Annotated in this window: 21 protein-coding genes; 12 read left to right on the forward strand and 9 right to left on the reverse strand. The window is 71.7% G+C overall.

All coding sequences use genetic code 11. The features are described 5' to 3' along the window. The 4 genes from AC3EUJ_RS15115 to AC3EUJ_RS15130 all read left to right on the forward strand — a co-directional run bounded on the left by AC3EUJ_RS15115 (nt 1) and on the right by AC3EUJ_RS15130 (nt 3,220). Nucleotides 1–471, forward strand: a complete 471-nt coding sequence (locus tag AC3EUJ_RS15115) for a hypothetical protein (RefSeq protein WP_431961714.1) — start codon at nt 1–3, stop codon at nt 469–471. A gap of 79 nt (nt 472–550) precedes the next feature. Further along, complete coding sequence (locus AC3EUJ_RS15120; RefSeq protein WP_431961715.1) at nt 551–1,687, forward strand: molybdopterin-dependent oxidoreductase; 1,137 nt, start codon at nt 551–553, stop codon at nt 1,685–1,687. Continuing rightward, nucleotides 1,684–2,085 (forward strand): hypothetical protein, encoded by a 402-nt coding sequence (locus tag AC3EUJ_RS15125; protein ID WP_431961716.1) that lies wholly within the window; start codon nt 1,684–1,686, stop codon nt 2,083–2,085. The genes AC3EUJ_RS15120 and AC3EUJ_RS15125 overlap by 4 nt, the downstream gene beginning before the upstream one ends. 82 nt (nt 2,086–2,167) lie before the next feature. Then, a complete protein-coding gene (locus AC3EUJ_RS15130; RefSeq protein ID WP_431961717.1) occupies nt 2,168–3,220 on the forward strand; it encodes an NAD-dependent epimerase/dehydratase family protein in 1,053 nt (350 codons plus the stop codon). A gap of 50 nt (nt 3,221–3,270) precedes the next feature. Here the strand turns inward: AC3EUJ_RS15130 and AC3EUJ_RS15135 are convergent, their stop codons facing one another. Together AC3EUJ_RS15135 and AC3EUJ_RS15140 are read right to left on the reverse strand one after the other, a co-directional pair. After that, nucleotides 3,271–4,383 (reverse strand): sensor histidine kinase, encoded by a 1,113-nt coding sequence (locus AC3EUJ_RS15135; RefSeq protein ID WP_431961718.1) that lies wholly within the window; start codon nt 4,381–4,383, stop codon nt 3,271–3,273. After that, a complete protein-coding gene (locus AC3EUJ_RS15140) occupies nt 4,373–5,092 on the reverse strand; it encodes a response regulator transcription factor (protein ID WP_431961719.1) in 720 nt (239 codons plus the stop codon). Before AC3EUJ_RS15140 ends, AC3EUJ_RS15135 begins: the two co-directional genes overlap by 11 nt. A gap of 117 nt (nt 5,093–5,209) precedes the next feature. On the opposite strand from AC3EUJ_RS15140, the gene AC3EUJ_RS15145 reads away from it, so the two are divergent. The 5 genes from AC3EUJ_RS15145 (at nt 5,210) to AC3EUJ_RS15165 (ending at nt 10,188) form a co-directional block, all read left to right on the forward strand. Then, nucleotides 5,210–5,935: a glycosyltransferase family 2 protein gene (locus AC3EUJ_RS15145; RefSeq protein WP_431961792.1), complete on the forward strand. Its 726-nt coding sequence runs from the start codon at nt 5,210–5,212 to the stop codon at nt 5,933–5,935. Continuing rightward, nucleotides 5,932–6,588, forward strand: a complete 657-nt coding sequence (locus AC3EUJ_RS15150) for a TIGR04282 family arsenosugar biosynthesis glycosyltransferase (RefSeq protein WP_431961720.1) — start codon at nt 5,932–5,934, stop codon at nt 6,586–6,588. Before AC3EUJ_RS15145 ends, AC3EUJ_RS15150 begins: the two co-directional genes overlap by 4 nt. Next, nucleotides 6,585–7,442: a class I SAM-dependent methyltransferase gene (locus tag AC3EUJ_RS15155; protein ID WP_431961721.1), complete on the forward strand. Its 858-nt coding sequence runs from the start codon at nt 6,585–6,587 to the stop codon at nt 7,440–7,442. Before AC3EUJ_RS15150 ends, AC3EUJ_RS15155 begins: the two co-directional genes overlap by 4 nt. Next, on the forward strand, nt 7,439–8,887 hold the full coding sequence (locus AC3EUJ_RS15160) for a glycosyltransferase 87 family protein (RefSeq protein WP_431961722.1): 1,449 nt from the start codon (nt 7,439–7,441) through the stop codon (nt 8,885–8,887). The genes AC3EUJ_RS15155 and AC3EUJ_RS15160 overlap by 4 nt, the downstream gene beginning before the upstream one ends. 1,034 nt (nt 8,888–9,921) lie before the next feature. After that, a complete protein-coding gene (locus AC3EUJ_RS15165) occupies nt 9,922–10,188 on the forward strand; it encodes a WhiB family transcriptional regulator (RefSeq protein WP_431961723.1) in 267 nt (88 codons plus the stop codon). A gap of 294 nt (nt 10,189–10,482) precedes the next feature. On the opposite strand, the gene AC3EUJ_RS15170 is transcribed toward AC3EUJ_RS15165, so the two are convergent. Then, nucleotides 10,483–10,983, reverse strand: coding sequence for a carboxylesterase family protein (locus AC3EUJ_RS15170; protein WP_431961724.1), 501 nt, complete (start codon nt 10,981–10,983; stop codon nt 10,483–10,485). A 177-nt stretch (nt 10,984–11,160) separates the two neighbouring features. Here AC3EUJ_RS15170 and AC3EUJ_RS15175 point away from each other — a divergent pair, with 177 nt between their 5' ends. Continuing rightward, on the forward strand, nt 11,161–12,012 hold the full coding sequence (locus tag AC3EUJ_RS15175) for an NmrA/HSCARG family protein (RefSeq protein ID WP_431961725.1): 852 nt from the start codon (nt 11,161–11,163) through the stop codon (nt 12,010–12,012). Between the two features lie 191 nt (nt 12,013–12,203). Here AC3EUJ_RS15175 and AC3EUJ_RS15180 read toward each other — a convergent pair whose 3' ends face one another. The 3 genes from AC3EUJ_RS15180 to AC3EUJ_RS15190 are packed head-to-tail and all read right to left on the reverse strand — an operon-like array spanning nt 12,204 to nt 14,602. Further along, the gene (locus AC3EUJ_RS15180) at nt 12,204–13,052 is read right to left on the reverse strand and encodes an oxidoreductase (protein ID WP_431961726.1); all 849 of its coding nucleotides are present in this window, start codon (nt 13,050–13,052) and stop codon (nt 12,204–12,206) included. 19 nt (nt 13,053–13,071) lie between these two features. Further along, nucleotides 13,072–13,824 (reverse strand): SDR family oxidoreductase, encoded by a 753-nt coding sequence (locus AC3EUJ_RS15185; RefSeq protein ID WP_431961727.1) that lies wholly within the window; start codon nt 13,822–13,824, stop codon nt 13,072–13,074. 58 nt (nt 13,825–13,882) lie between these two features. Next, nucleotides 13,883–14,602 (reverse strand): SDR family oxidoreductase, encoded by a 720-nt coding sequence (locus AC3EUJ_RS15190; protein ID WP_431961728.1) that lies wholly within the window; start codon nt 14,600–14,602, stop codon nt 13,883–13,885. 242 nt (nt 14,603–14,844) lie between these two features. On the opposite strand from AC3EUJ_RS15190, the gene AC3EUJ_RS15195 reads away from it, so the two are divergent. Next, entirely contained in the window at nt 14,845–16,239 is a 1,395-nt protein-coding gene (locus tag AC3EUJ_RS15195; protein WP_431961729.1) for a D-alanyl-D-alanine carboxypeptidase family protein, read from the forward strand. Nucleotides 16,240–16,329: 90 nt separating this feature from the next. Here the strand turns inward: AC3EUJ_RS15195 and ligA are convergent, their stop codons facing one another. Next, the gene (gene ligA / locus AC3EUJ_RS15200; RefSeq protein ID WP_431961730.1) at nt 16,330–18,387 is read right to left on the reverse strand and encodes an NAD-dependent DNA ligase LigA; all 2,058 of its coding nucleotides are present in this window, start codon (nt 18,385–18,387) and stop codon (nt 16,330–16,332) included. A gap of 374 nt (nt 18,388–18,761) precedes the next feature. Next, nucleotides 18,762–19,766 carry an NAD(P)H-dependent flavin oxidoreductase gene (locus AC3EUJ_RS15205; protein WP_431961731.1) on the reverse strand — a complete coding sequence of 335 codons (1,005 nt, stop codon included), beginning with the start codon at nt 19,764–19,766 and terminating at the stop codon, nt 18,762–18,764. A gap of 1,320 nt (nt 19,767–21,086) precedes the next feature. Here AC3EUJ_RS15205 and AC3EUJ_RS15210 point away from each other — a divergent pair. Beyond that, nucleotides 21,087–23,756, forward strand: coding sequence for an outer membrane protein assembly factor BamB family protein (locus AC3EUJ_RS15210; RefSeq protein ID WP_431961732.1), 2,670 nt, complete (start codon nt 21,087–21,089; stop codon nt 23,754–23,756). Nucleotides 23,757–23,861: 105 nt separating this feature from the next. Here the strand turns inward: AC3EUJ_RS15210 and AC3EUJ_RS15215 are convergent, their stop codons facing one another. Beyond that, nucleotides 23,862–24,650 (reverse strand): helix-turn-helix domain-containing protein, encoded by a 789-nt coding sequence (locus AC3EUJ_RS15215; RefSeq protein WP_431961733.1) that lies wholly within the window; start codon nt 24,648–24,650, stop codon nt 23,862–23,864. Between the last annotated feature and the right edge of the window lie 38 nt (nt 24,651–24,688).

Genomic DNA, 24,688 nt, shown 5'->3' on the forward strand with positions numbered 1-24,688 from the left:
ATGCCCCGCTTCCTGCGCTGGTACGGCGCCGAACCCCTGCACCTGCTCGTCCTCATCTGCTCCTTCGCCATCAGCGGCTACGCCTGCGTCCGCCTGTTCGCGCAGCGGCCCGTCGAGGTGGTGGCCTGGCTGGTGGGCGCGGCGATCCTGCACGACATCATCCTGTTGCCGCTGTACTCGCTCGCCGACCTTTCGGCCCGCTCCGTGCTCCGCCATCGTGCCCGGGACATGCCGACGCCCGGGTGGATCAACCACCTGCGCGTACCCGCCTTCCTGTCCGGCGTGCTGCTCCTGGTCTGGTTCCCCCTGATCTTCGGTCTGTCCGGCCCGTACCAAGGCGCCACGGGGCTCACCGACGCCGTCTACCTCGGCCGATGGCTGGCCGTCACCGCCGTGGTGTTCGGCCTGTCCGCCGTGGTCCTCGCCTTCAGGCTGGGCCGGATCCGCCGACGGGCACGAGGCGACGAGTAGCGCGTCCGGCTCGAATGTCCCCGTTCCGTAAGGGGTTCCGGCGTTCCGTGACGACCTTCGGGCGGCTGAGATGTGAGGCATGAGATCGCGCTTTCTTCCGCCCGTGTTCAACGGCAGGTTGCACGACGCCCGCACGGCGACCTCGATCGGACGGTGGCTCGGGCTCGCCTTCGCGGTGTGCTTCGTCACCGGTCTGATCAGCCACCTGCTGCAGCATCCGCCCGTTTGGGCGGCCGGTGGCCTGCCGAGCCGTCCGGTATGGGGTTACCGGCTGACGCAGGGTCTGCACGTCGCCTCCGGCGTCGCGGCGGTTCCGCTGCTGCTCGCGAAGTTGTGGACGGTGTACCCGCGGCTGTTCTCCTGGCCGCCGGTGCGGTCGGTGCGGCACGCCCTGGAGCGGTCGACGGTGGCCGTGCTGGTGGCGGGGGCCGTCTTCGAAGTCGCCACCGGTCTGCTGAACACCGCGCAGTGGTATCCGTGGCCATTCTCCTTCACAGCGGTGCACTACGCCGTGGCCTGGCTGGTGGCCGGATCGCTCGTGCTGCATGTCGCGGTCAAGGCCCCGCAGATCGCGGCCCACTGGCGCCGACGGTCGCCAGGGACCCTGGCCCTGCCCGAGGAGGACGGGCCCGACCGGCGCTCACTGCTCGCCGGGGTGGTGGCGGCGGCCGGCGCCGTCACCGTGACCACCGTGGGCCAGTCCTTCACCCCTCTCAAGGACTTCGTCCTGCTGGCCCCGCGCCATCCGGACCACGGCCCGAACGGCTTGCCGGTCAACCGCACCGCCGCCGCGGCCGGAGTCGGGCCGATCGCGGTGGGCCGCTATCGCCTGACGGTCGCCGGACCGCGCTCCTACGAACTGACACTGGATGAGCTGAGGGGCCTCCCGCAATACGAGGCGGAGTTGCCGATCGCCTGCGTGGAGGGCTGGAGCAAGTCGGCACACTGGACGGGTGTGCGGGTGATGGATCTCCTGGACCTCGCGGGGGCCTTGCCGCACGCCCGGGTACGGGCGGTGTCCCTGCAGACGCGGGGCGGCTACCGGGTCTCGGAGATGGGGTACGCGTACGCCCGCGACCCGCTGACCCTCCTCGCCCTGCGTCTCAACGGCGAAGAGCTCACCCCCGACCACGGCTTCCCGGTACGCCTGATCGCCCCGAACCGGCCCGGTGTGCTGCAGACCAAGTGGGTCGGCCGGCTGGAGGTGCTGTCGTGAGGGTGGGCGCGACGCGGCGGATCGCGGGCGCGGTCGGTCTGGCGCTGATGGGTGTGGGGGGCTACCTGCTGCTGGGAGTACGTGACCTGACGGGCGTCCTGGTCTGGCTCGGTGGCGCCGTGGTCCTGCACGATGTCCTGATCGCGCCGCTGGTGCTGCTCGCCGGGTCGGTGCTCGATCGCGGGGGTGCGCGTGGGCCCGTCCGCGGCGCGCTGTTGGTCATGGGCGCTTTGACGGCTGTCGCCCTGCCGGTGATGCTGCGTCCGGGGAAACCTGCCGACGCTTCGGTTCTGCCGCTGGACTACCCGCGCAACTGGGTGGTCACGCTGGTGGCGGTGGCGGTGGTCACGGCCCTCGTGACAGTCGTGCGGGGTGTCCTCCGCGGGCGTCGGCGGTGACGTGCGGTCGGAAGGCTTACGAACCGCTGACGTGTCGGCGTCGTTCGGTCGCCGGCCCGGCCGGCGGCCGTACGGTCGAGGCATGTTGATCCTGGTCACCGGAGGTGCGGGCTTCATCGGCTCGCACATCGTCACCGCCCTCACCGGCGCCGGGCACGAGGTTCGTGTGCTCGACGCGCTGTTGCCCGCCGCGCACCGCACGCCCCCACCGGTTCCCGACGGGATCGACCGCAGACACGCCGACGTCCGCGACGCGGCGGCCGTGTCCGAGGCCCTGCGGGGCGTGGACGCCGTCTGCCACCAGGCGGCGATGGTCGGGCTCGGCAAGGACTTCGGCGACGCACCCGCCTACGTGGGCTGCAACGACCTGGGAACCGCGGTGCTCCTGGCCGGCATGGCGGAGGCCGGGGTGCGGTCCCTGCTGCTGGCCGGCTCGATGGTGGTCTACGGCGAGGGACGCTATGAGTGCCCGTCGCACGGTGTCGTGGGACCGGGCGCGCGCAAGGTGGCCGACCTGCGGGCGGGACGTTTCGAGCCATCCTGCCCGAAGTGCGACGAACCCCTGGTGTCCGGCCTGGTCGCCGAGGACGCCCCACTCGACCCCCGCAACGTGTACGCCGCCACCAAGCTGGCGCAGGAGCACCTCGCCTCCGCGTGGGCGCGCGCGGCGGGCGGACGGGTGATCGCGCTGCGGTACCACAACGTGTACGGGCCGGGGATGCCCCGTGACACGCCGTACGCCGGGGTCGCCTCGCTGTTCCGGTCCGCGCTGGAACGCGGTGAGGCGCCACGTGTGTTCGAGGACGGCGGCCAGCGGCGTGACTTCGTCCACGTACGGGACGTGGCCGCGGCGAACCTCGCTGCCCTGGACGGTCTGCCCGGCCTGCCGGAGGGATCCCTGAGGGCGTACAACGTCGGCAGCGGTGAGCCGCACACGGTAGGGGAGATGGCCGCCGCCCTGGCCGAGGCGCACGGCACGCGGGCGCCGGTGGTCACGGGCGAGTACCGGCTCGGCGACGTCCGCCACATCACCGCCTCCTCGCGCAGGCTGCGCGAAGAACTGGGCTGGAAGCCGCGGGTCGCCTTCGCGGAGGGAATGACGGAGTTCGCGACGGTTCCCCTGCGCGTCGGCTGACCCGTCCCCGTCCCGCCGGACGCGGGCGGGCCCGGAACCCGGTGGAAGCCTCAGGCGGCGGCGGGCAGGCGGACCTCGAACCGGCAACCGCCGGGGACGTTGCGCACCGCCGCCCGCCCCTTGTGGGCCTCCACGATCCCCCGGACGATCGCCAGGCCCAGACCCGCCCCGGCGGGCGGGGTCCGCGCGTCGGTGCCGCGCCAGCCCGTGTCGAAGACACGCGGCAGGTCCTCCGCGGGAATGCCGCCGCAGCCGTCCGTCACCGAGACGACGACGCTGTTGGCCTCCCGGCGCGCGGAGACCGCGATCGTGCCGTCGGCAGGAGTCCGGTGGATCGCGTTGACCAGCAGGTTGGTCAGTACGCGGGACATCTCGCGGCCGTCCACCTCGACCGGGACGGGCTCGACCCCGTCCCCGATGATCCGCACGCCATGCTCTTTGGCCAGGGCCGCGGCGCCCGCGAGCGCGTCGCCGACGAGGTCGTAGACCGACACGCGGGCGGTGTTCAGGGCGAGGACGCCGGCCTGGATGCGGGAGAGCTCGAAGAGGTCGCCGACCATGCCGCTCATTCGTTCGACTTCCGCGCGGATGCGGGCGTGGTAGACGCTCGGGTCGTCGACGATTCCGTCCTCCAGGGCCTCGGTCATGGCCTGCAGTCCGGCGAGCGGGGTGCGCAGGTCATGGGAGATCCAGGCGACCAGTTCGCGGCGGGATTCCTCCAGGGCCCTCTCCCGCTCCCTGGACGCCGCGAGCTTCGCGCTGGTGGCGGCCAGTTCACGACCGAGTTCCGCGAGTTCGGCGGTGGGTGCGACGGCGGGCGGGACGAAACTGCCCCCGTCACCGAGGGCGCGGGTGGCCTCGGCCAGGGCCCGGCTGCCGCGGACCACGCCGCGGCCGAGCGCGAGTGCCACCCCGAGTGAGACGACCGCCGCAATGGAGCAGACCATGGTCACGACCCACAGGTCGTGGTCGGACAGGAACATGGCCCAGGACACCAGCATGGTTCCGGCGAGCATCGCCGCGACCGTGACGGCGGCCACCACCGCCAGCGACAGCGCGACCGAGCGGTTGCGCAGCAGTCGCAGTACGCCCGTGCCGAGCAGGCCGGCGCAGGCGGCACCGAGGGCCGCGTAGGCCACGATGAGGAGGGTGTCATGCACCATCACGGGTCTCCTCGTCCGAAGTCGGATGGTCGAACCGGTAGCCCACACCCCAGACGGTGCTGATCAGGCGGGGGCGTGCGGGGTCCTGCTCGATCTTCTCGCGCAGCCGTCGGACGTGGACGGTGACGGTCGACAGGTCGCCGAACTCCCAGCCCCACACGCGGCGCATCAACTCCTCCCGGCTCATGGCCCGTCCCGGATTTCGCAGGAAGAACTCCAGCAGGTCGAACTCGCGGATCGTCAGCGAGAGTCCGGTGCCGTCGCGGGTGACGCGGCGGGCGTTCGGGTCGAGGGCGAGCGGCCCGGCACGCAGTCCGGACGCGGCCGGAGCGGCCCGGGCGGCCGGATCTCCCGTACGGCGCAGCACCGACTCCACCCTGAGCACCAGTTCACGGGGGCTGAAGGGCTTGGTGACGTAGTCGTCCGCCCCGACTTCCAGGCCGAGAATGCGGTCCTCCTCGTCGCCGCGCGCGGTCAGCATGATCACGGGGGTCGGGCCGCCGTCGCGGATGCGGCGGCAGACCTCGAGGCCGTCCATACCGGGAAGCATCAGGTCCAGGACCACCAAGTCGGGCGCCCGGGCGGCGGCCAGGGCTACGGCGGTGAGTCCGTCGGACGCGACGTCCACGTCGAAGCCGGCCCGGTTCAGGTAACCGGCGACGACCTCGGAGACCGTGGCGTCGTCGTCCACGACGAGTACATGTTTCACGCCACCGAGTCTCGCATCCGGCCTTCGGCCGAAGGCGGGAGCAGCCGCGGACGTCAGCGATCCGTAAGACGGTCAGATCCGTTTTGAGTGTTTCGTCCTCGTAGGGTGAGTGGGGTGATCGAGACAACCTCCTCTCCGTCCGCTCCTGCGGACGTGGTCCTGCCCTGCCTCGACGAGGCCGAGGCCCTGCCGTGGGTGCTGGACCGCATCCCCTCGGGCTGGCGGGCGATCGTCGTCGACAACGGCTCCACCGACGGCTCGGCGGACATCGCCCGCGCCCTCGGGGCGCACGTCGTCCACGAATCGCGGCGCGGGTTCGGCGCCGCCTGTCACGCGGGGCTGGCAGCCGCGACTGCCGAAGTCGTCTGCTTCTGCGACTGCGACGCCTCTCTCGACCCCGCGCTGCTGCCCGCCGTCGCCGGTCCCGTCCTCGACGGCGTGGCCGACCTCGTCCTCGGCCGGCGCAGGCCCGTCACGCGCCGCGCCTGGCCCCCGCACGCCCGGCTGGCGAACCTGGAGCTGACCCGGCTGATCCGTCGGCGCACAGGCCTGCGCCTCCACGACCTCGGACCGATGCGCGCCGCCCGCCGCAAGTCCCTGCTCGCCCTCGACCTGACCGACCGTCGCTCCGGCTACCCGCTGCAGATGGTGGTCCGCGCCGCGGACGCGGGGTGGCGGGTTGAGGAGGCGGACGTGCCGTACCGCCCGCGCACGGGGCGGTCCAAGGTCACCGGCACCTGGCGCGGTACCTGGCAGGCCGTACGGGACATGCGTTCCGTCCTCGCCGAGCCCCCCGCAGCCGGCCCGGCGCCCGCCGCGCCCGCCCGGGGGACGGGACGATGAGCCCACGCCACCCGGTACCCGGGCCGGCCACGCTGCTGGTCATCGCCAAGGAACCGGTCCCAGGGCGGGTCAAGACACGGCTCACCCCTCCCTACACCCCCCGCGAGGCAGCCGCCCTCGCGGAGGCCGCCCTCGCCGACACACTCCGCACGGTGGTCGAGGCCCCTGCCCGACGCCGCGTCCTCGTCCTCGACGGTTCCCCCGGCTCCTGGCTGCCGGCCGGCTTCGACGTCGTGCGCCAGGAAACCGGCGGCCTGGACGAACGGATCGCGGCCGCCTTCGACCACTGCGACCGCGGACCGGCCCTCCTGGTCGGCATGGACACCCCGCAACTGACCGTGGGGCTCCTCGCCGACATCGGAGGCGACGGGCACGACGCCTGGTTCGGTCCGGCGGAGGACGGCGGCTTCTGGGCGCTGGGGTTCGCCGACCCGGGGCGTGCCGCGGCCCTCGTGCGCGGCGTGCCGATGTCCACCGACCACACTGGTGCCACGCAGCGGCGCCGACTCGTCGAGGCGGGCCTCGGCGTGAGTGACCTGCCGGTACTGCGCGACGTGGACACCGCTGCCGACGCCGCCGCGGTCGCCGCGTGCTGCCCGCCCGGTTCGCGCTTCGCCACGACGGTGCGCTCGCTCGCGGATGGCGAGCGGTGAGCGGCCCGGCGGGCGGCTCGGACCCCGCCCTCGCCGAGCGGACCACGCGGACAGCGGCCCCGCGTGACTCCCGGCCCGCGCCGGCATGGCCGAGGAGGCTCGGCGCGCCACCGCATCGAGCCGAACGGCCGGGCGAACCCTGGACGGACGACCCCTACGCGCACGCCCTGCGCACCGGTCGCGGGCCGCTCTTCCTGCGTCGTCTGGCACCAGCGGCCCGGCCGAAGGGCGCCGCAGGCGAAGGGGAACTGCTGCCGCTCGACATCGAGCGCTGGTGCGCACCCCCCGACACCGCCGACGACGACGTCCTCAACCGCTGCACCGGCCCCGCTCTCGACGTGGGGTGCGGACCGGGACGTCTGGTCGTGGCCCTTGCCGCACGGGGTGTGCGGGCACTCGGCGTGGACGTGAGCCCGGCCGCGGTGGCCCGGACCCGGCGCCACGGAGGATCCGCGGTACGCCGGTCCGTCTTCGACCGCCTGCCCGGTGAGGGCCGCTGGGCCACCGTCCTGCTCATGGACGGCAACGTCGGCATCGGTGGCGACCCGGTAGCCCTCCTCGCCCGTCTGCGCCACCTGGTGGCACCTGGGGGGCGCCTGCTCGCGGAGGCATCTCCGCGCGAAGCGGACGAGCGCCTCACCGTCCGGGTCGAGGACGGCCACGGCCGGCACGGCCGCCCTTTCCCCTGGGCCCGCCTCGGCACCACCGCCCTGCTGTCCACCGCAAAGGCCACGGGGTGGATCCCGACCGGCGGCTGGACCACCGAAGGCCGCTCATTCGTGGAACTGCACCGGCCACGGCCCGGCCACCACCACGAGCACCCGGCGGCCACCGAAAGGCTCGCGCACCCATGAGCGACACCGCCCCCGCACAGCAGCACCCCCCGCAGCCGCCGGCCGGTCAGCCCGCGGCATCCGAGAGCCACGCACCGGCCCACGTCCGCACCATCGCCGTCGCGGCCCTCCTCACCGCACTGACCGCCGTCGTCGTCGGCACCCTCCGTGCGGGCGACAGCGCGAGCGGCCCCGGCCGCCTGCTCGCCGGCTACGCCGTCGCCTGGACCCTGTTCGCCGCCTCGGCATGGGCAGTTCGCAAGGTTCCGGTGCGCGCCGCCACCGGACTGGTCCTGACCGGGGCGGCCGCCGTGGCGCTGGCCGGACTTGCCGCACCACCCCGCACCAGCACCGACATGTACCGCTACGCATGGGACGGCCGCGTCCAGGCCGCCGGGATCTCCCCTTATGCCCATCCCCCCGCCGCACCGGAACTCGCCCGACTGCGCGACCACTGGTTGTTCCCCGCCGAGGGCTCCTGTCAGGGCTGGGGACTGACCCACACGACCGGTGGCCTGTGCACCCGGATCAACCGCCCGACCGTCCCCACCATCTACCCGCCCGTCGCCGAAGGCTGGTTCTTCACCGTCCATCTCCTCTCTCCGTCGGACAGCCGCCACAAGCCGCTCCAAGTGGGGGGTGCCGTGCTGGCGTTCGGTACCACTTGTGCTCTGCTCACGGTGCTGCGGCGGCGAGGCGACCCGCGTCGGGCCCCGGCCCGCGCCGCCCTGTGGGCCTGGTGCCCGGCCGTGCCCTTCGAGGCGGTCAACAACGCCCACATCGACACCCTCGGCGTCCTCCTGACCGTGCTCGCCCTTGGCACCGCCACCGCAGGAGCCCGCCGTGGAGGCCTGCTCGGCGCCGCCGTCGCGGTGAAACTGCTGCCCCTCCTGACCCTGCCCGGCGCACTTTCCGGAGAACGCGGTCCGGCTCGCGTCCTGCGCACGGTGTCGGCGACGGTCGCCGTCGTCGCGCTCGCCTACCTGCCGTACGTCGCCGCGTCCGGCGCCGGTGTCCTGGGCTACCTTCCGGGTTACCTCGAGGAGGAGGGCTACGAACCCGGTGACGTGCACCGCTTCGCCCTGCCGCGGCTCCTGCTCCCGGACGCCGCCGCGGGAGGGGCCGTCCTCGTACTGCTCGCACTGCTGGCCCTGTACGTCTGGTGGCGCGGCGACCCGGCCCGCCCATGGCGCGGTGCCCTGCTCCTGACCGGCACGGCGCTGCTGCTGGTCTCGCCCAATTACCCCTGGTACTCGCTCCTCGTCGTCGGCCTGATCGCACTCGACGGCCGCTGGGAGTGGCTGAGCGTGACGCTTGCCGGCACCGTGCTCTACCTGGGTGGCCGTCTCCTGCCGGGCGTCCCCCTCCAGGCTTGGGCCTACGGCACGGCCGGCGTGTGTGTCGCCTTCGGAGCCTGGCTGCGCGCCGCCCGGCGGCCTCTGGGACGGCGTCTGCCGCGCGCCTGATGCACGCGCCCCGGAGCGGGCGGTGGTGCGGCCCGGGCCCTCGCCATGTCCCGGACCCAACGCGGCCGTCGTCTTTCCCTACGAGCGCCGGACCGACGCGTTCGGGACGTGCGTTGTCCAGTCGCTCATGGACACTGCTCGAAAGGCTGGGTAAGCCGATGGATCACCGGGAAAAAATGTCGCACCCATTTCCGATCTGCTGGAAGGGCGGAGAAAGCTGCTCGACCTCGCCTGCGGATTCCTCTGCTCCGCGACGCACGCGGAAGAGCGGTCAAGGAGACCTGTCGGCACTGGTACGCCGTGGGTGACCGTGAGATGGCGGATCCGCGGGCATGGCCGGCCGAGACGCCGGCGAATGTCTGTCTGTCCCGCTCGGTGTGGGTGCGCGGCGCGACGGAACGCCGTGATGAACCGGGAGCCGGGGTCGTCGCGGAGCTGACCCGGCAGTCCCTGCGCGGTTTCCGGGGCGCGCGCCGGGATCGGACGGCACCGGAAGTGGTCCGTGCGTTCCGGACAGCGTGCAGATCGCATGACCTGCGGCTCCTGGCCGGCCTGCCGGCCACCGACGGCTCGGCCGTCTTCGACGGCGGCGGGAAGATCCGGACGCCGGCCGGAACTGCCGGTCAGCGGTGCCCGCGACGTCACCCGCTGCCTCGGCGCGCTGCCGGCCCCTGGTGAAGGTCGGTGACATGCGGTCGGCGGGGCCGCGGCGGCGATCAGCCTCGACGTGCACGACGGCCGGGTCGTCAACGTCCGGCTCAGTCGTGAGCCGGAGACAATCGATGTGAAACAGCAGCTGATTCCGGAAATACCGGTCACTGCGGATGCGGGCATCGCCACAGGATGTTCGGATTCCGACCATAGGCTGTGTCTATCGACGCCTTCCAATATGCATCTTGGACGTCCCCGCGTGCTCGTTCATAGCATTCGGACATGGCACTCACCGGAATTCGTCCGGCAGGGGACAGCGCCTTCGGGAAGGCCGTGACGGACGTGAGCGGTGAGCGGGCACGACCACCTACGAGGAGGCTTCCATGAATTGGCGCGACGCCGCGGCATGCAGTGGGGAAGACCCGGAACTGTTCTTCCCCATCAGTGGCAGCGGCCTGGGAATGGTGCAGATCGGCGAGGCCAAGGCCGTGTGCCGGCGGTGCCCCGTCACGGACCGGTGCCTGGAGTGGGCACTGGGCGCCGGCCCCATGGAGGGCGTCTGGGGCGGCACCACGGAGGGCGAACGACGCACGCTGCAGCGCCGCGCGGTTCGTGAGCGGCTCAGAGAGACGAGCGAAACCGCCGCCTGAGCCGCCCCATGCGACGGCTCGCCGGTTTCCGACACCGCCTGCGGGATGGAATCAAGACACTCATGGAGGCCCTGCGCCGCCGCACAGCTGTCTCCTCGTCCCCATGGGGACTCATGCTCATGCGGGGCAAGGACCGGGGCGACTGAGCACCCCCTCGAACCCGACGCTGAAGGACCGGCCCATGCTGATGGGGTACACGGACGCAGCCGGACCTGGTCCAAGACATCCTGGACATCACTGCACTGGTCGATCGGTTCCGGCTTCCGTCCATGGTCAACTGATGCAACCCAGACTCTACGGCCAGACCCGGTGAACCTTCCCGTGCTCCGGCCGGGAATGTTCGCCGGCCCTCTCCCAGAACGAGCAGTGGTGTGCGGAGTACGCGTCGACGGGGTGGATTCCGCCTGGTCCGGGAGCCAGCGACTGCACCGGCTGCGCGAGAGGTGACGAAGAGCGCAGGGCCGGCCAGAGTGGGGCGGCCGGGGAGTTCGGGTCGCCGGTGTGCGCGATGCCGAGGGCGCCCGCGGACTCACCGAACAGGGTGACATTGCCCGGATCACCGCCGAAGCGCTCCGCGTTCGCCCGCACCCAGCGCAGGGCCGCCTGCTGGTCCGCCAGTCCGAACGGTGGGGCGGAGCCCAAGCCGGGGTGGCCGAAGTAACCGAAGATCCCCAACCGGTAGTTGACCGTGACGACGACCGTGTCCCCCCGGACCGCCAGCTGCCCGGTACCGTAGTCACCGCCGGAACCGCCCAGGAACGCACCGCCGTGCATCACCGGTACTGAACGGCTCACCTGGTGCGTCGCGCCGCGACGAGGATTTCCCGGACCGCGACGCGTGGAGAACGGCTCGAAATCTCACCCCACGGATGCCTCCGTGTTGTCGCGCAGGTGTGTGCGCCGCGGCCGGATACGGTTCTTCCGCTGTCATCGCGCCCATTTCCGTGCAGTCGACGATGAAGGAGATTCCCGATGGCTGATGAGCCGATCCTGGTGCTTGCCGCGACCGGCGGACAGGGCAGGGCCGTGACCGGGGCGCTGCTGGGCCGCGGTGCCAGGGTGCGGGCGATGGTCCGGGACCCCGAGGGGGAGGCCGCGCGCCGGCTCGCCGATCGGGGGGTCACCGTCGTGGCGGGTTCCCTGGGTGACCGCGGTTCCCTCGCCGCGGCGATGGACGGGGTGGCCTCGGTCTTCGCCCTCACCACCCCCTTCGAGGCCGGCGTGGACGCCGAGGTGGCCCAGGGGCGGTCCATCCTGGCAGCCGCCCGCGAGGCGCGCGTGCCGCATCTGGTGTTCAGCTCGGTCGCCGGGGCCGACCAGGAGAGCGGGGTGCCGCACTTCGACAGCAAGGCCCGCATCGAAGCCGAACTGGCCTCCGGCGACGTGCCCCACACGATCCTGGGGCCGACGTACTTCTACGACAACGCGCTCGGCGGAGCGGAGCGCATCCGCGGCGGGGTGCTCGACCTGCCGCTGCCCTCCGACAGGCCGTTGCAGCAGCTCGCCCGCGCAGACCACGGCGCCTTCGCGGCCGAGGTGCTGCTGGACCCCGCACCCTACGTGGGGCGGCGTATCGAGCTGGCCAGTGACGCGCCCACTCCTGCGCAGATGGCGGACGCGCTGGGCGCGGCCCTGAGGCGGGACGTCCGGCACGAGCGCGTACCGCTGGAGGCCATCGGCAATCCCGACATGCACGCGATGTGGACCTTCCTCAACGGACCCGGTTACCGCGTCGACCTTCCCTCGCTGCACGCGGCCCACCCGGAGATCGCCTGGACGGGCTTCGCCGACTGGGCGCGAGCCACCTTCGCCCCCGACGACTGAGCCCGGACGCATCCCCGTGCCCTCGGCGGGGACGGCGACCTGCTGGTCGCCGGCGCCGGACGGAGGCGGAAGCTCGGCCCGCGGCGACTTCCGAGGGCCCTGAGCCGGACCGCCGACCTCGTCCGGCACGCGTCACCCGCGCCAGACGGGACGGCAGCCATGAGGATCGATGGCACCGCGCAAACGCGCCGTCAGGCCGCTGAGCCGGTGGCGTCGTGGTCGGTGGACAGCGCGAGGGGCCGCCAGGCGTCGGTCTCCTTGCGGAGCTGTTCGATCTTGCCGTCCATCGCGGCGGCGCAGTCGCTGCCGAGTTGGGCGCGCATCGGCGGATGGTCGGCGTCGGCGAGCTCGATCATGGCCCGCGCGCCCTTGACGGGGTCGCCGGGCTGGTCGTGGTTGAGGGCAGGGACGGCGTCGCGCACCGCACCCGCGGTGGCGGCGTAGTCGTCGATCAGCCGGCCCTCGGTGTGCAGGCTGGACGCGTCGAGGAAGTCGGTGCGGAAATAGCCCGGTTCGATGATGACGACGTGGATGCCCAGCGGGGCCAGTTCGTCGTGGAGGGCCTCGGAGAGCCCCTCCACCGCGAATTTGGTCGAGCAGTAGACGCCGAAGCCCGGCGCGCCGCGGAAACCGCCGATGGAGCTGAGGTTGAGGATGCGGCCCGACCGCTGCCGGCGCATGACCGGCAGGACGGCGCGGGTGACGTTGGCCAGACCGAAGACGTTCGTCTCGTAGACCGACCGGAACGCCGCGTCGGAGATCTCCTCCACCGCTCCCAGCACACCGCGCCCCGCGTTGTTGACCAGGACGTCGATCCCGCCGAAGGCGTGCACGGCCGCGTCGACCGCCGCACGGGCCTGCGCCTCGTCCGTCACGTCCAGGGCGACCGCGAGCACCCGGTCGCCGTACGCGGCGAGCGCCTTCTCCACGTCCCGGGGGTTGCGTGCCGTCGCCACGACGCGGTCTCCGCGTTCCAGCGCCTGACGCGCGAGTTCCAGGCCGAACCCGCGGGCCGCGCCGGTGATGAACCATGTGATCATGTCTGCCGGCCTCCTGGAGTCAGTGCGCGATGAGGTTCTGGCCGCCGTCGATGTCGTACGTCCCGCCGGTGAGGGCGTCGTTGCACATGACGTGGGTGGCCAGAGCGGCGACGTCCGCGGGTCCGACGACGCGCCGGATGGGCAGCTTGGCGCGCAGTTCCTCGCGCCGGGCCTCGAGCTGATCGCCCAGGAGCGACGCCGACAGTGAGGTGTCGACGAAGCCGGCGGCGATCAGGTTCACGCGGATCGGCGCCAGCTCGAGCGCCAGGTTCGCGGTGAGCGCGGGAAGGGCCGCGGTGAGCGTGGACGCGACGGCCATGCCGACGCCGGGGCGCCGGCCGCCGGTGCCGCCGATGAACAGGAGGGTGCCGCCGGGGCGGACCTTGTCGGCACTGTAGAGCGCCACCCCCAGGGTCATGGCCAGACGTTCGCTGAAGTGTCGGCTCGCCTCCGCGAGGTCCATGTCGGCCAGCGGCATGTAGAAGGGGCTGCCGGCCGTGAGCAGCACGTGGTCGACGGTGCCGGGCAGGCCCTGGAAGAACTCCTTGAGGCGGTCCGTTTCGGTGGCGTCGAAGGCCGCCGTGCTCAGGGGCCGGAGCTCGTCAGCGGCCTGCCGCAGCCGCTCGGGGTTGCGTCCGACCATGACGACCTCACCGCCGCCGGCCCGTACGCGGCGTGCGGTCTCGAAACCGATGCCCGCGCCGGCCCCGATCACCACGACGGTCTGGCCGGTGAGGTCAGGGGGGTTGTGGTGCGCCTTGCCGCCTGTCATGGGCACCTCCGGTTGCCGTCCCGTCGTGGCCGTCGTGGCCGTCGTGGCCGTCGTGGGGTCAGACCAGCGCCTCGCCGCCGTGCAGCTGCGGGTACAGCGCCTCGGTGCCGCCGGACAGCGCCGCCCGGACCCGCTTGGTGGTGTCGTCGGCGAGGACCTCGTCCGCCCCCGCCTCCACGCCGTCGAGGACGGCGCGGGCCACCGTGGCGGGATCCTCCTTCGGACCGGTCACTGCCGCGGCCATCTCCGTCGCGAGGTAGCTGACGTGGAGGGCGGTGACCTGCGTGCCCTGCTCGGCGAGCGCCACCCGCAGGGCATTGGTGATCGACCACTCGGCGGACTTGGCGGCGGCGTACCCGGCGGTGCGCGGGATGGACACCCAGGAGAGCACGGAGAGGACGTTGACGATGGCGCCGCCCCCGTTGCGCCCGAGAACGGGAGCGAACGCCCTGCTCATGTCGAGGGTGCCGAGGACGTGCGTCTCGAATTCCGTACGGAACGAATCCAGGTCCGCGGTGAGTACGTTCGCCCGGGTCGTGGAACCCGCGTTGTTGATCAGGAACGTCACGTCCCCGGCCTGCTCGGCCGCGGCACGCACCGAATCGTGGTCGGTGATGTCCACCGCGATCGGGACTGCTTCGGGGACGGTGACCTTCGCGGGGTCGCGGGCTCCCGCGTACACCTTGGCCGCCCCGGCTTCGAACAGCGCTCGCACGAACTGCTCACCGAGTCCGCGATTGGCTCCGGTGACGAGGGCGACGGACCCTTGGACCTTCATGGGGGCACCTTCCCGGCGTGCGCACTCTCAGGGCTGGGCGCGTGGTCACGGCGCCACGGCAGCCCGTGGTCGTCCTCCCTCTTCGAACGTATATCGCCCCCGTTGCCGCCACCACCTGACGCGGCCACGGGCCGGGGGCCGTGCGGGTGGCGGTGGCACCCCATTGGCGGCGCTCACGATGCCGCGGCCGCCACGGTCCGGAAACTGGTGCTCGGCAGCGAAGTGTCGTGGAGGAGGTCGGCGTGACGGGCGAGTCCTCCGGTGGGGCGGATCAGCAGGAGTCGTCGGGGGAGACCGCCGAGCCGAACGAGGCGAACAGCGTGGCGGACCCCTCCGTACGCACAGGCGAGCGCCGCACGCTGCTGGACGAGCTGACGAACCCACCTCCGCCGCCCCCGCCGCCACCTCCGGTGACGGCGGAGCGCGCCACCGTGAACCCGCTGAAGGTCTGGCTCCCGGTGGTCCTGTTGCCGGCGCTGGTCTTCTGCGTGGTCCAGTCGCTGCGCCCGCTGCCGGCGCCCACCCTGAAGCTGACCGTGGCGCCCTCCTACACCTTCGGCGGCGGTGCGCCGTCACTGCCGTGGCCCGCCGAGGGCCAGGCGGTGCTGGAGGCCGAGGGACTGGGCCGCATCGGTGCGTTCGGCGAGCAGCGGCCGGTACCGATCGCGAGCGTCGCGAAGGTGATGACGGCCTATGTCATCCTGCGCGACCACCCGATCAAGGAGGGCGGCACCGGCGCGACCGTCGTGGTCGACCGGAAGGCCGAGGAACAGTTCGGCAGCGGGCAGACGGAAGGGGAGTCCGTCGTCAAGGTGACCGCGGGGCAGAGGCTCAGCGAGTACGAGGCGCTGGAGGCCGTCATGCTGCCCTCGGCCAACAACGTCGCCCGCCTGCTGGCCCGCTGGGACGCGGGATCGGAGGAAGCGTTCGTGCGGAAGATGAACGCCACCGCCAGGCAGCTCGGCATGCGTGACACGACGTACACCGACCCCAGCGGCCTGGACGCCACCACCGTCAGCACAGCGAGCGACCAGGTCAAGCTGGGGCATGCGGCGATGAAGGACCCGGTCTTCGCGGAACTGGCCGCCAAGACCCGGTACACGGACCTCAATGGCGACGTCCAGAGGAACGTCAACCAGCTGCTCGGCTCCGGCGGTGTCGTCGGCATCAAGACCGGCAGCAGCACCAAGGCGGGCGGCAACCTCCTCTTCGCGGCGGTCCGTGACTTCGACGGCACGCAGCAGCTCGTCATCGGCGCGGTGCTCGGGCAGCACGAGGCGGACATCCTCGACACGGCGCTGGGCCGCAGCAACACGCTGCTCCAGGCCGCACTGCGGGCCCTCGCCCGGGACACGGTGGTCAGGAAGGGCCAGGTCGTCGGCTACGTGGACGACGGTCTCGGCGGCCGGACGGAGGTGATGGCGGCCGAGGACGTCCGGGCGATCGGCTGGGGCGGACTGGAGGTCGGTCTCTCCCTGGACGCCCCTGTCGATGGCGTCCCGCACGCCGCTCCGGCCGGGGCCCCGGTCGGCATCCTCACCGTCGGGGGCGACGACAGCGCCGTCAAGGTGCCGGTGGCCCTCGCCGGCCACCTGGCCTCGCCGTCGTTCGGCTCGAAGCTCACCCGCCTCGGCTGACACCGGACACACGGGAAGAGCGCCCGTGGGGTGACCGTTGCCGGCCGCGGGCCGTGAGTCCCACGAGCCGGAGAGTTCCCCGGTCAGCAGTTACCCGTCCATGGCGGGCACCCCGGATCCCTGGACGAGGTAGTCCGCGACCAGGTCCGCGAACTCCTGCTCGGTGAGCACCCTCGTACCCAGCTCCTGCGCCTTGGTGAGCTTGGACCCCGCACCCTGGCCCGCGACGAGGATGGTCGTCCTCTTCGACACGCTGCCCGAGGAGGAGCCGCCGGCGTTGCTGACGAGCTCGTTCATCTCGTTGCGGTTCCTGCCGGCGAGCGGCCCGTTCATGCCGCCCGTGATGACGACGATCTGACCGTCCAGCGGCTTCGCCTCACCGGGTGTGCCGGCGGGGGCCGCCGAAGGCTCCGTCATGGTGACGCCCGAGGCGACGAGCTTGTCGATGACGGCACCCATGGCCGCGATGTGGGCCGCGATCTTGGGTGCGTTCGCCGCCGGGAGCTTGTGCACAGCGGCCAGCGCGTCGGCGTCGGCGGCGCGTATCGCGTCCATCGTGCCGAAGTGCCGGGCGATCTCCCGGGACAGCGTACGGCCGGTGCGGACGATGCCCAGCGCGCAGAAGACCCGGTTGAGGGGCTTGGTCTTGGCCGCCTCGATCTGCGCCACCACGGTGTCCGCACGCTTCTCGCTGCGGGTCGCGTCGACCAGTTGCTCACGCGTGAGGCCGAAAAGGTCGGCCACGTCGGCGAGTGCGCCGCCCTCGACCAGCGCCTCGAGGTAGGTGGTGCCGAGACCGTCGATGTCGAGCTGGTCGCGGCCCACGGCGTAGCGAAGCGCGGCCAGCAGCCCGCAGCCGCCGGCGCCGCCCGCGCACTCCCACCGTTCGCCGGAGGTGTCGATCTCGCCGCCGCACTTCGGGCACGAAGCGGGGAAGACGACGGGTGCCTCGTCGCCCGTGCGCAGTTCCACCACGGGGGCCTCGATGCGGGGGATGATGTCGCCGGCCTTCCACACCATGACGGTGTCGCCGATCATCATGCCGCTGTCACGGATGAACTTCGGGTTGTGCAGCGTCGCGTACCGGACCACGCTGCCGTCGACCTCGACCGGCTCCAGCACGGCGCGCGGCGCGATGATGCCGGTGCGTCCCACGTTCCACTCCACCGCGAGCAGCTTCGACTGCCGCACGGCGGCGGCGAGTTTGTACGCCGTCGCCCAGTGCGGGTGGCGGGTGGCGAACCCGGCCTTCTCCTGCTCGGCGACCGCGTCGGCCTTGATGACGACGCCGTCGATGCCGAACGGCAGCTCCGCGCGCAGCCCGGCGATCTCGTCGACGCGGCGCTGGACCTCCTCGACCGTCGCGCACACGCGCGGTCCGACCAGTGCCGCGGCCGTGGTCTGCACCCCCGCCGCGGCGACCGCGTCCATCATCTCCGTGTGCGTGCCACCGGGCAGGCCGATCACGCCGTACGCGTAGAAGGTCGTCTCGATCACGTAGGGGCGGTCCTTGGCGCGCAACGTCCCGGCCGTGCCGTTGCGCGGGTTGGAGAAGACCTTCGCCCCGTGGGCCGTGCGTATGGCGTTGGCGGCCTCGAACTGCTCCCGGGTGAGCAGCACTTCCCCGCGCACCTCGAAGGTGGCCGGCGTGTTCAGCTCCAGCGGCAGGCCGACGATCGACCCGATCGCGTGGGAGACGTCCTCGCCGAAGGCGCCGTCGCCCCGTGTGACGAGCTGCGTCAGGCGGCCGTCCACGTACCGGGCGGCGATGGCCGCGCCGTCCAGCTTCGGTTCGGTGACGTAGCCGCCCTGCACCGGCGCCCCCAGGCGACGGGCAACGGACGCGTCCCACTTGGCCAGTTCCTCAGGGCTGAACACATTGTCGAGGGAGAGCATGGGAACGGTGTGGGCGACATCGCCCGTCGGGGCGGCACCGCCGCCCACCTTGCCCGTGGGGGAGTCCTCCCGGACGTCCTCGGGGTGCTCCCGCTCGTACTCGCGGATGCGCGAGGCCAGCAGGTCGTAGGCGGCGTCGTCGAGCGGACTCGTCCCGTCGCCGTAGTAGGCGGCGCAGGCCTGCAGGGCCGTGTCCACGGCGGAGCGGTAGTCCTCACGGGACATCGGCGGGGCAGCGATCAATGTCGTCATGTCCCGAATCTTGGTGCAGGGGTCTGACAGTGAGGCCGTGTGCGGAACCGGCCTGTGGATAACCCCAGCGGCGGCCGGCGGGTCCGCTCCTCAGCGGTCGCCGGCGCGGCCGGCACGTCTTCGGCGGTGCCGAGGAGGCGAGTGGAGGAAACTCGCCCGGGTGCACGAACCTCTCGTGCACGACGTCCCCAAGGCCAAGGACGCAGACCTCGTGGGCCGTCCTCGTCGGTGGGCCTCGACACACCTGCCGCCGGGGCGCTCGGGTGTTCCGATCGGCCCGAGGAACCGTTCCACCGAACGGCCTCGTCTCAAGGTTCCGACGGCGCAGGACTCCGCCGAGTGGCGCACACGCGCCTCGTACGGGCCCTTGTCCCTCAGGCGGGCTCCTTGCCGATGCCGCCGCACGCCTTGCACAGCAGCCTGGCCGCTCCGTCGGCGAGTTCGCGGACGACGTCGAGGGCCGACTCGATCCTGGTGACCGTGCCGACCGCCTCGCCCGCGTAGAGGGCCATCGCGTCCACGCGCCCGGTCGTCGTCCGGAGCGGGCAGACCGGGCCGGACGCCGGAATGGGCACGGGCATGCCGCCCAGCAGCGCCTCGCCCGCGACGTCGGTGTCCAGGGTGCGGGCGCGTTCGACGCAGGCCGACAGGACGCGGTGCGGCGCGTCCGGCCATCCGGTCGAGAACTGCGTCGTCAGTTCCGTGTCCCGAGCGCCCGCCCTGATCAGGGCCTCCTTGTATTCCGGGTGCGCGTCGGACTCGTAGGTGGCGACGAACCGCGTGCCGATACGGGCCGCATGCGCCCCGGCGGCCAGGACCGCGGCGAGGGACCGTGCGGTGCCGATGCCGCCCGCCGCGACGACAGGGACGTCGACCGCGTCGAGCACATCGTCGAGGAGCGGCAGCAGGGGCCGTACCCCGCGGACGTGACCGCCCGCCTCCCTGCCCTGGGCGACGACGAAGTCACACCCCGCGTCCGCCGCGGCCCGGGCCTCCTCGGCCGAACCCACCTGCCACGCGGCCAGCGCGCCGCCGCGCTTGGCACGGGTGACCAGCCGGGCGACGGGATCCGCGTAGAAGAACTCGACGACCGGCATCCGCTCGGCGGCCACGTCGACGCACGCCTCGTCCTCGAGCAGCGGCAGGATGAAGTTGACCCCCACCGGGCGGGACGTGCGCCGGCGCACCGCGTCGAGCAGTTCGGCGAGTACAGGCGGTGGCACCCTCGGGTAGCCGACCATGCCGAGCGCCCCCGCCGCGGACACCGCGTCGGCGAGGTCGAGCCCGCTCACCCAGCCCATGCCGGCCAGCTGGATCGGCACGTCGCAGCCGACGAGATCGGTGAACCGGGTGCGCAGGGGGATGGGTACGGTCGCCATGTGCTGATGCAAGCGCCCGGCCTCGGGCCGCCGCCACTGCGACGCGTCGCAGTGGCGGAGCGTCACCCTGACGGCCCATGCCGTCGCGCGGGCCGCCGCCGGCGTCGACAGGGTGGCGCCGTACGAAGTCGAGGACGGTCCAGGCGACGAGCGCGGGGGCCTCCGAGGGGATGCGCGTGGCTGACGCCCGGCAGGATCACCTGCTCGGCCCGGGCGGGCCAACCGGCGGGCGCGAGGCTGCGTGCCCGGCAGGGCCTGTCGAGGCACTCCCTGACGCCTCCCGCCATCAGGGGCGCCGGCCGGCGCACGACTACAGGCCGGCGGGGTCGGCGTCCCGGGCGGCGAACGCCCCTCGCTCGCGCTCGAAGAAGTACCGGCTGCTGAGGACCGAGCTTCCCGAAGCCCCCTGAGCCAGCACGCGCGCCATGACGTCCAGGTACCCGGGCGCACACACCTCGGTCCGGTGTCCGGGGGAGTTCACCTTCAAGCCCGGCGTCAGCGCGGTTACGGTCCCTGCCGACGGCGAGCCGTTCAGGCGAACAACCGCTGAAGTCCTGGAAATCCAGTGCCAGGCACATGAACTTCCGTGCCACACTGACCAGCAGTCCGGGGAGAGTGTTGCCGGCGCACCGGGCCCCGGCCGCGTGCCGCACCGAAACGCGCGATCGATGGGCCTCGCCTTCTTCGCACACGCGTCGTCCAGTGATTGCACTCGGTGATTCGCACATTCCGGTGTCGGACTTGGGCCGCGCCGGCGAAGGCATCTGCGGTCGTGCCGGAATTCGATGAAGCGGGTGATGTCCTGCCGGACTGCTCCCGGGGCGGAGGGAGTCAAGCGCGCAGTATTCATTCCTGGGCGCTGAAGCATGATTCCGCCATGGGTCGAGGCGATTTCCGGTACGGGCGGCAAACCCGCCCCTTGCTGGACCGAAGTGCGCTGGACGGCGTCACCGCGGAACACCCGCCAAATTTTTCGTCTCCCGTTCAGGTCGATCTTGCGGAGTTCGCCTCGAAAGCCCGAGGACATTCCCCCTGCCGTGCGAGACGCACGGTGTTCCATCCGGGATTGTGTGTGATCGTCGACGAGGCGCCCCGCCTCAGGCCGCCCCGTACCTGCGAACCGAAATTCAAGAGATTTCCGAAGACAGAGCCGCGCCCATCTCGTTTCTCATATGCACGCGGCTGTGCGCCGTGCGCTGAAAGCGGCCGTCCGGCGCCGGCAGAGGTGTCCCTATGCTCTCGATCGCAAGATCAGCAAGGATCGGAAGGTGCTTCTGCATGTCCATACCCCGCATACCCGCCCGCGCAAGGCGATGGCGGGTGCGTGCTCGCGTGGCCGGGCTGGTGATGGCCCCACTCACGGTGGCCCTCCCCGCCACCGCCGCGGCGGCGACGGCCACACCGTCCGCGACCGCCGCGACCCCGGTCGCCCCGACTTCGGCCGCGTCCGACTGGCCGTACGCGGGCGGCGACCTCGGCGACACGCACAACGCGGCATCCGAGCGCACCATCGGCACGGGCAACGTCGCCGGCCTCGAGACCAAGTGGACGTTCACCACAGGGGACAGCGTCTCGGCGACACCGACCGTGGTGGGCGGCTACGTGTACGCGCCGGACTGGGCAGGCAATCTCTACAAGGTGCAGGCGACGACCGGTCAGAAGATCTGGAGCCACCAGATCAGCGACTACACCGGGATCGTGGGCGACATCTCGCGGCTCAGCCCCGCCTATTGGAACGGCGAGATCGTCACGGGTTCGGGCGAGCAGCGCAGCGACAGCACGGACGGCGCGTTCCTCTTCGGGATCGACGCCCTGACCGGCACCCGGCTGTGGAAGACCCAGATCGACGCGGACCCGGCCGCCATCGTGACGTCGTCGCCCGTCATCGCCGACGGTGTCGTCTACGTCGGCGTGTCGTCCAAGGCCGAGCGATTCGCTCCGCCGTTCACGTTCCGCGGCAGTGTCGTCGCCCTGGACGCCGTCACCGGCAAGAAGCTGTGGAAGACCTACGTGGTCCCCGAGGGCTACACCGGCGGCGCCGTGTGGGGCAGCAACCCGGTTGTCGACGCGAAGACCGGGCTGGTGTACGTCGGAACGGGCAACAACTACACCGTACCGCCCGGTGTCTGCACCTCTCCCGACGAGACCGGCTGCACTCCCGGGGCGGACGACAACTACCAGGACTCCATCGTCGCCTTCGACATGCACACCGGCGAGATCGCCTGGGCCACCAAGACCCTGACCGCCGATACCTGGACGGTCGGCCAGCGGTTCGGTGACGACTTCGACTTCGGCTCCGCGCCCAACCTCTTCACCACCACAATCAACGGCAAGGCCACCGACCTGCTCGGCATCGGCCAGAAGAGCGGCGTCTACTGGACGCTCGACCCGGTCACGGGGAAGATCGTCTGGGCGACGGCGGTCGGCCCCGGAGGCAACCTCGGCGGCCTCCAGTGGGGCTCGGCCGTGGACGGCAAGCGCATCTACGTCGCCAACACCAACACCAACCACCTGCCTGTCACGCTCACGTCCGCGACCGGGCAGAAGTCGACCACCACGGGCGGTTTCTGGGCCGCACTCGACCCCGCCACCGGGAACATCCTGTGGGAGACCGCGACGCCCGGCTCGGCGTCGCCCATGTCCTTCGTGTCCAGCGCCAACGGCGTCGTCTACGGCGGATCCACGAATCCGGCCGGCAACAACATGTACGCCCTGGACGCGGCGACCGGCACCGTCAAGTGGGGCTTCGCCAGCGGGGGTGCCGTCCTCGGCGGCGCGTCGATCGTGGACGGCTCGGTGTACTGGGGCTCCGGCTACCACACCCAGAACATGGGCCCGTTCTTCCCGGCCAAGGGCGACAACAACAAGCTGTACGCGTTCTCCCTGCCGCGGGCCCTCCCGCAGACGGTCTACGTCTCGCCTACCGCCGTGGCCTCCGCGGCGGACACCAGTTGCAGCACTCCCGCCTTCAGCTCGATCAACGCGGCTGTCAAGGCGGTGGCCGACGGCGGCCGGGTCGTCGTCTGCAACGGCACGTTCCACGAGAACGTCGCGGTCACCAAGCCGCTGGCCCTCGAGGCCCGTGCGAACGTCACCATCGACGCCGCCAACCTGATCAACGGCATCGAGATCAGCGCGCCCGACGTCACGGTGACCGGGTTCACGGTGAAGAACGCCGTCGGCGAGGGGATCCTCGTCAACAGTGTGAAGAACGCGACCATCGCGAACACCATCGTCTCGGGCAACAACACCGGTACGGGCCCGAACGCCGTCGCCAACTCCTACGCCTCGTGCGCGCGGACGCCGTCCGGGCCCGGTGACTGCGGCGGAGGCATCCATCTGCTCGGCAGCTCCAACGCCACCGTGCTGGCGAGCACCGTCAGCGGCAACGGCTCCGGGATCGTCATCAGCGACGAGACCGGTCCGGCGTCGGGTAACACCTTCAACGGCAACTCCGTGCACGGCAACGCCTCGGGATCCGGCTTCGCCCTGGTCTCCCGCAACGGCGCGGCGGCTCCCGGCGGCGTGCGTGCTCCTGGCGCCGGTGGCGTCTTCGGCAACAGCATCACCGGCAACAACGTGTTCGACAACGGACTCGAGGCGGGCGGAGGCGGGGTCACCCTCGCGTCGGCCGTGGCCGGCGGCGCGGTCTACGGCAACACCGTGCAGAGCAACGTCATGACCGGCAACGGCTGGGCGGCCGTGGCTGTGCACGGCAACGTGTCCGGACTGGACCTGGGCGACAACATCGTCAGCAACAACCAGATCGGCACCAACAACACCGTCGGGGACACCGACACGGGCACCATCGGGGATCTGCAGACCACTGGACTCCTCGTGAGCACCGTGGACCCGATGTCCGTCCAGATCACCGGAAACACGATCTCCGGCAACGTCCTCGGCATCTGGACGCACGGCCCCGTCACGGCGCCCAACGCCGCCGGCGCCAACACCTTCAGGAACGTCACCACCGCGGTTTCGGCTCAATAGACGCCCGCCGCGTCCTGCCGAAGACCGATTCGGCGGGACGCGGCGGCGAGCCGCCGAGAGTCGTCCGCACGCGGCCGGAGCGTGAGGCTCGGCTCCTGCACGGAATCAGCGAACGAGCGAGCTCGGCGTCTCGCCGAACTGCCGCTTGAAGGCCCGGCTGAAATGACTCACATCGGCGAAGTGCCATCGAGCCGCTACAGCGGAGATGGTGTACCTCCCGCCCAGTGTGATGAGTTCCTCGCGCGCTCGTTCCAAACGGCGTCGACGTACATATGCCATCAGGGATTCGTCGACTTCTGCAAACGCCCGGTGCAATGTGCGAACGGAGACGGAAAGCGTCCTGGCCACCTCGGCGGGAGACAGGTGAGGGTCCAGAAGGCGGGCTTCCACGCAGTTGCGGGCAGAAGTGCGGAGCGAAGGACGGAAGGCGGAGTCGGTGGAAACCCCACGGGCCATGATCGCGCCGGCCAGCAACTGCAGCGCGGATTGCTGAGCGGCGCGGACGCCTGCCGGACTCAAATCACCCCGCATCTTGCGGATCAGATGAAGCTGCCCCAGCAACAGCCGCGCTTCGGGAGCGTCCTGGGATATGAGCGTGAGGGCCGGCAACCGACCGAGTCCTGTGGCGGTCAGTGTTTCGGACGGCATCAGCAGGACCCGCGCCCGTGTGCCGGGCCGGTAGGAGAACTCCCGTGGCACCTGTGCATCCCGTACGCACAGCGTGCCCGGCGGGACCTGAACGGTACGACCCGCCTCGGTGAGGCTCAGCCCGCCACTTCGCATGATGTGGACCACCGTGCGTCGCTCCGTGGCGCGCTTCATGCCTATGATGCCCTCCACCGCGTCGCCGTATTGCTCGCTGACCGTGATATCCCCGATCGTGGAGGATTCCACCCAGCACCGGTAATAGCCCGTTGTGTACTGCCTGGGAA

Source organism: Actinacidiphila sp. bgisy160 (genome assembly GCF_057707815.1).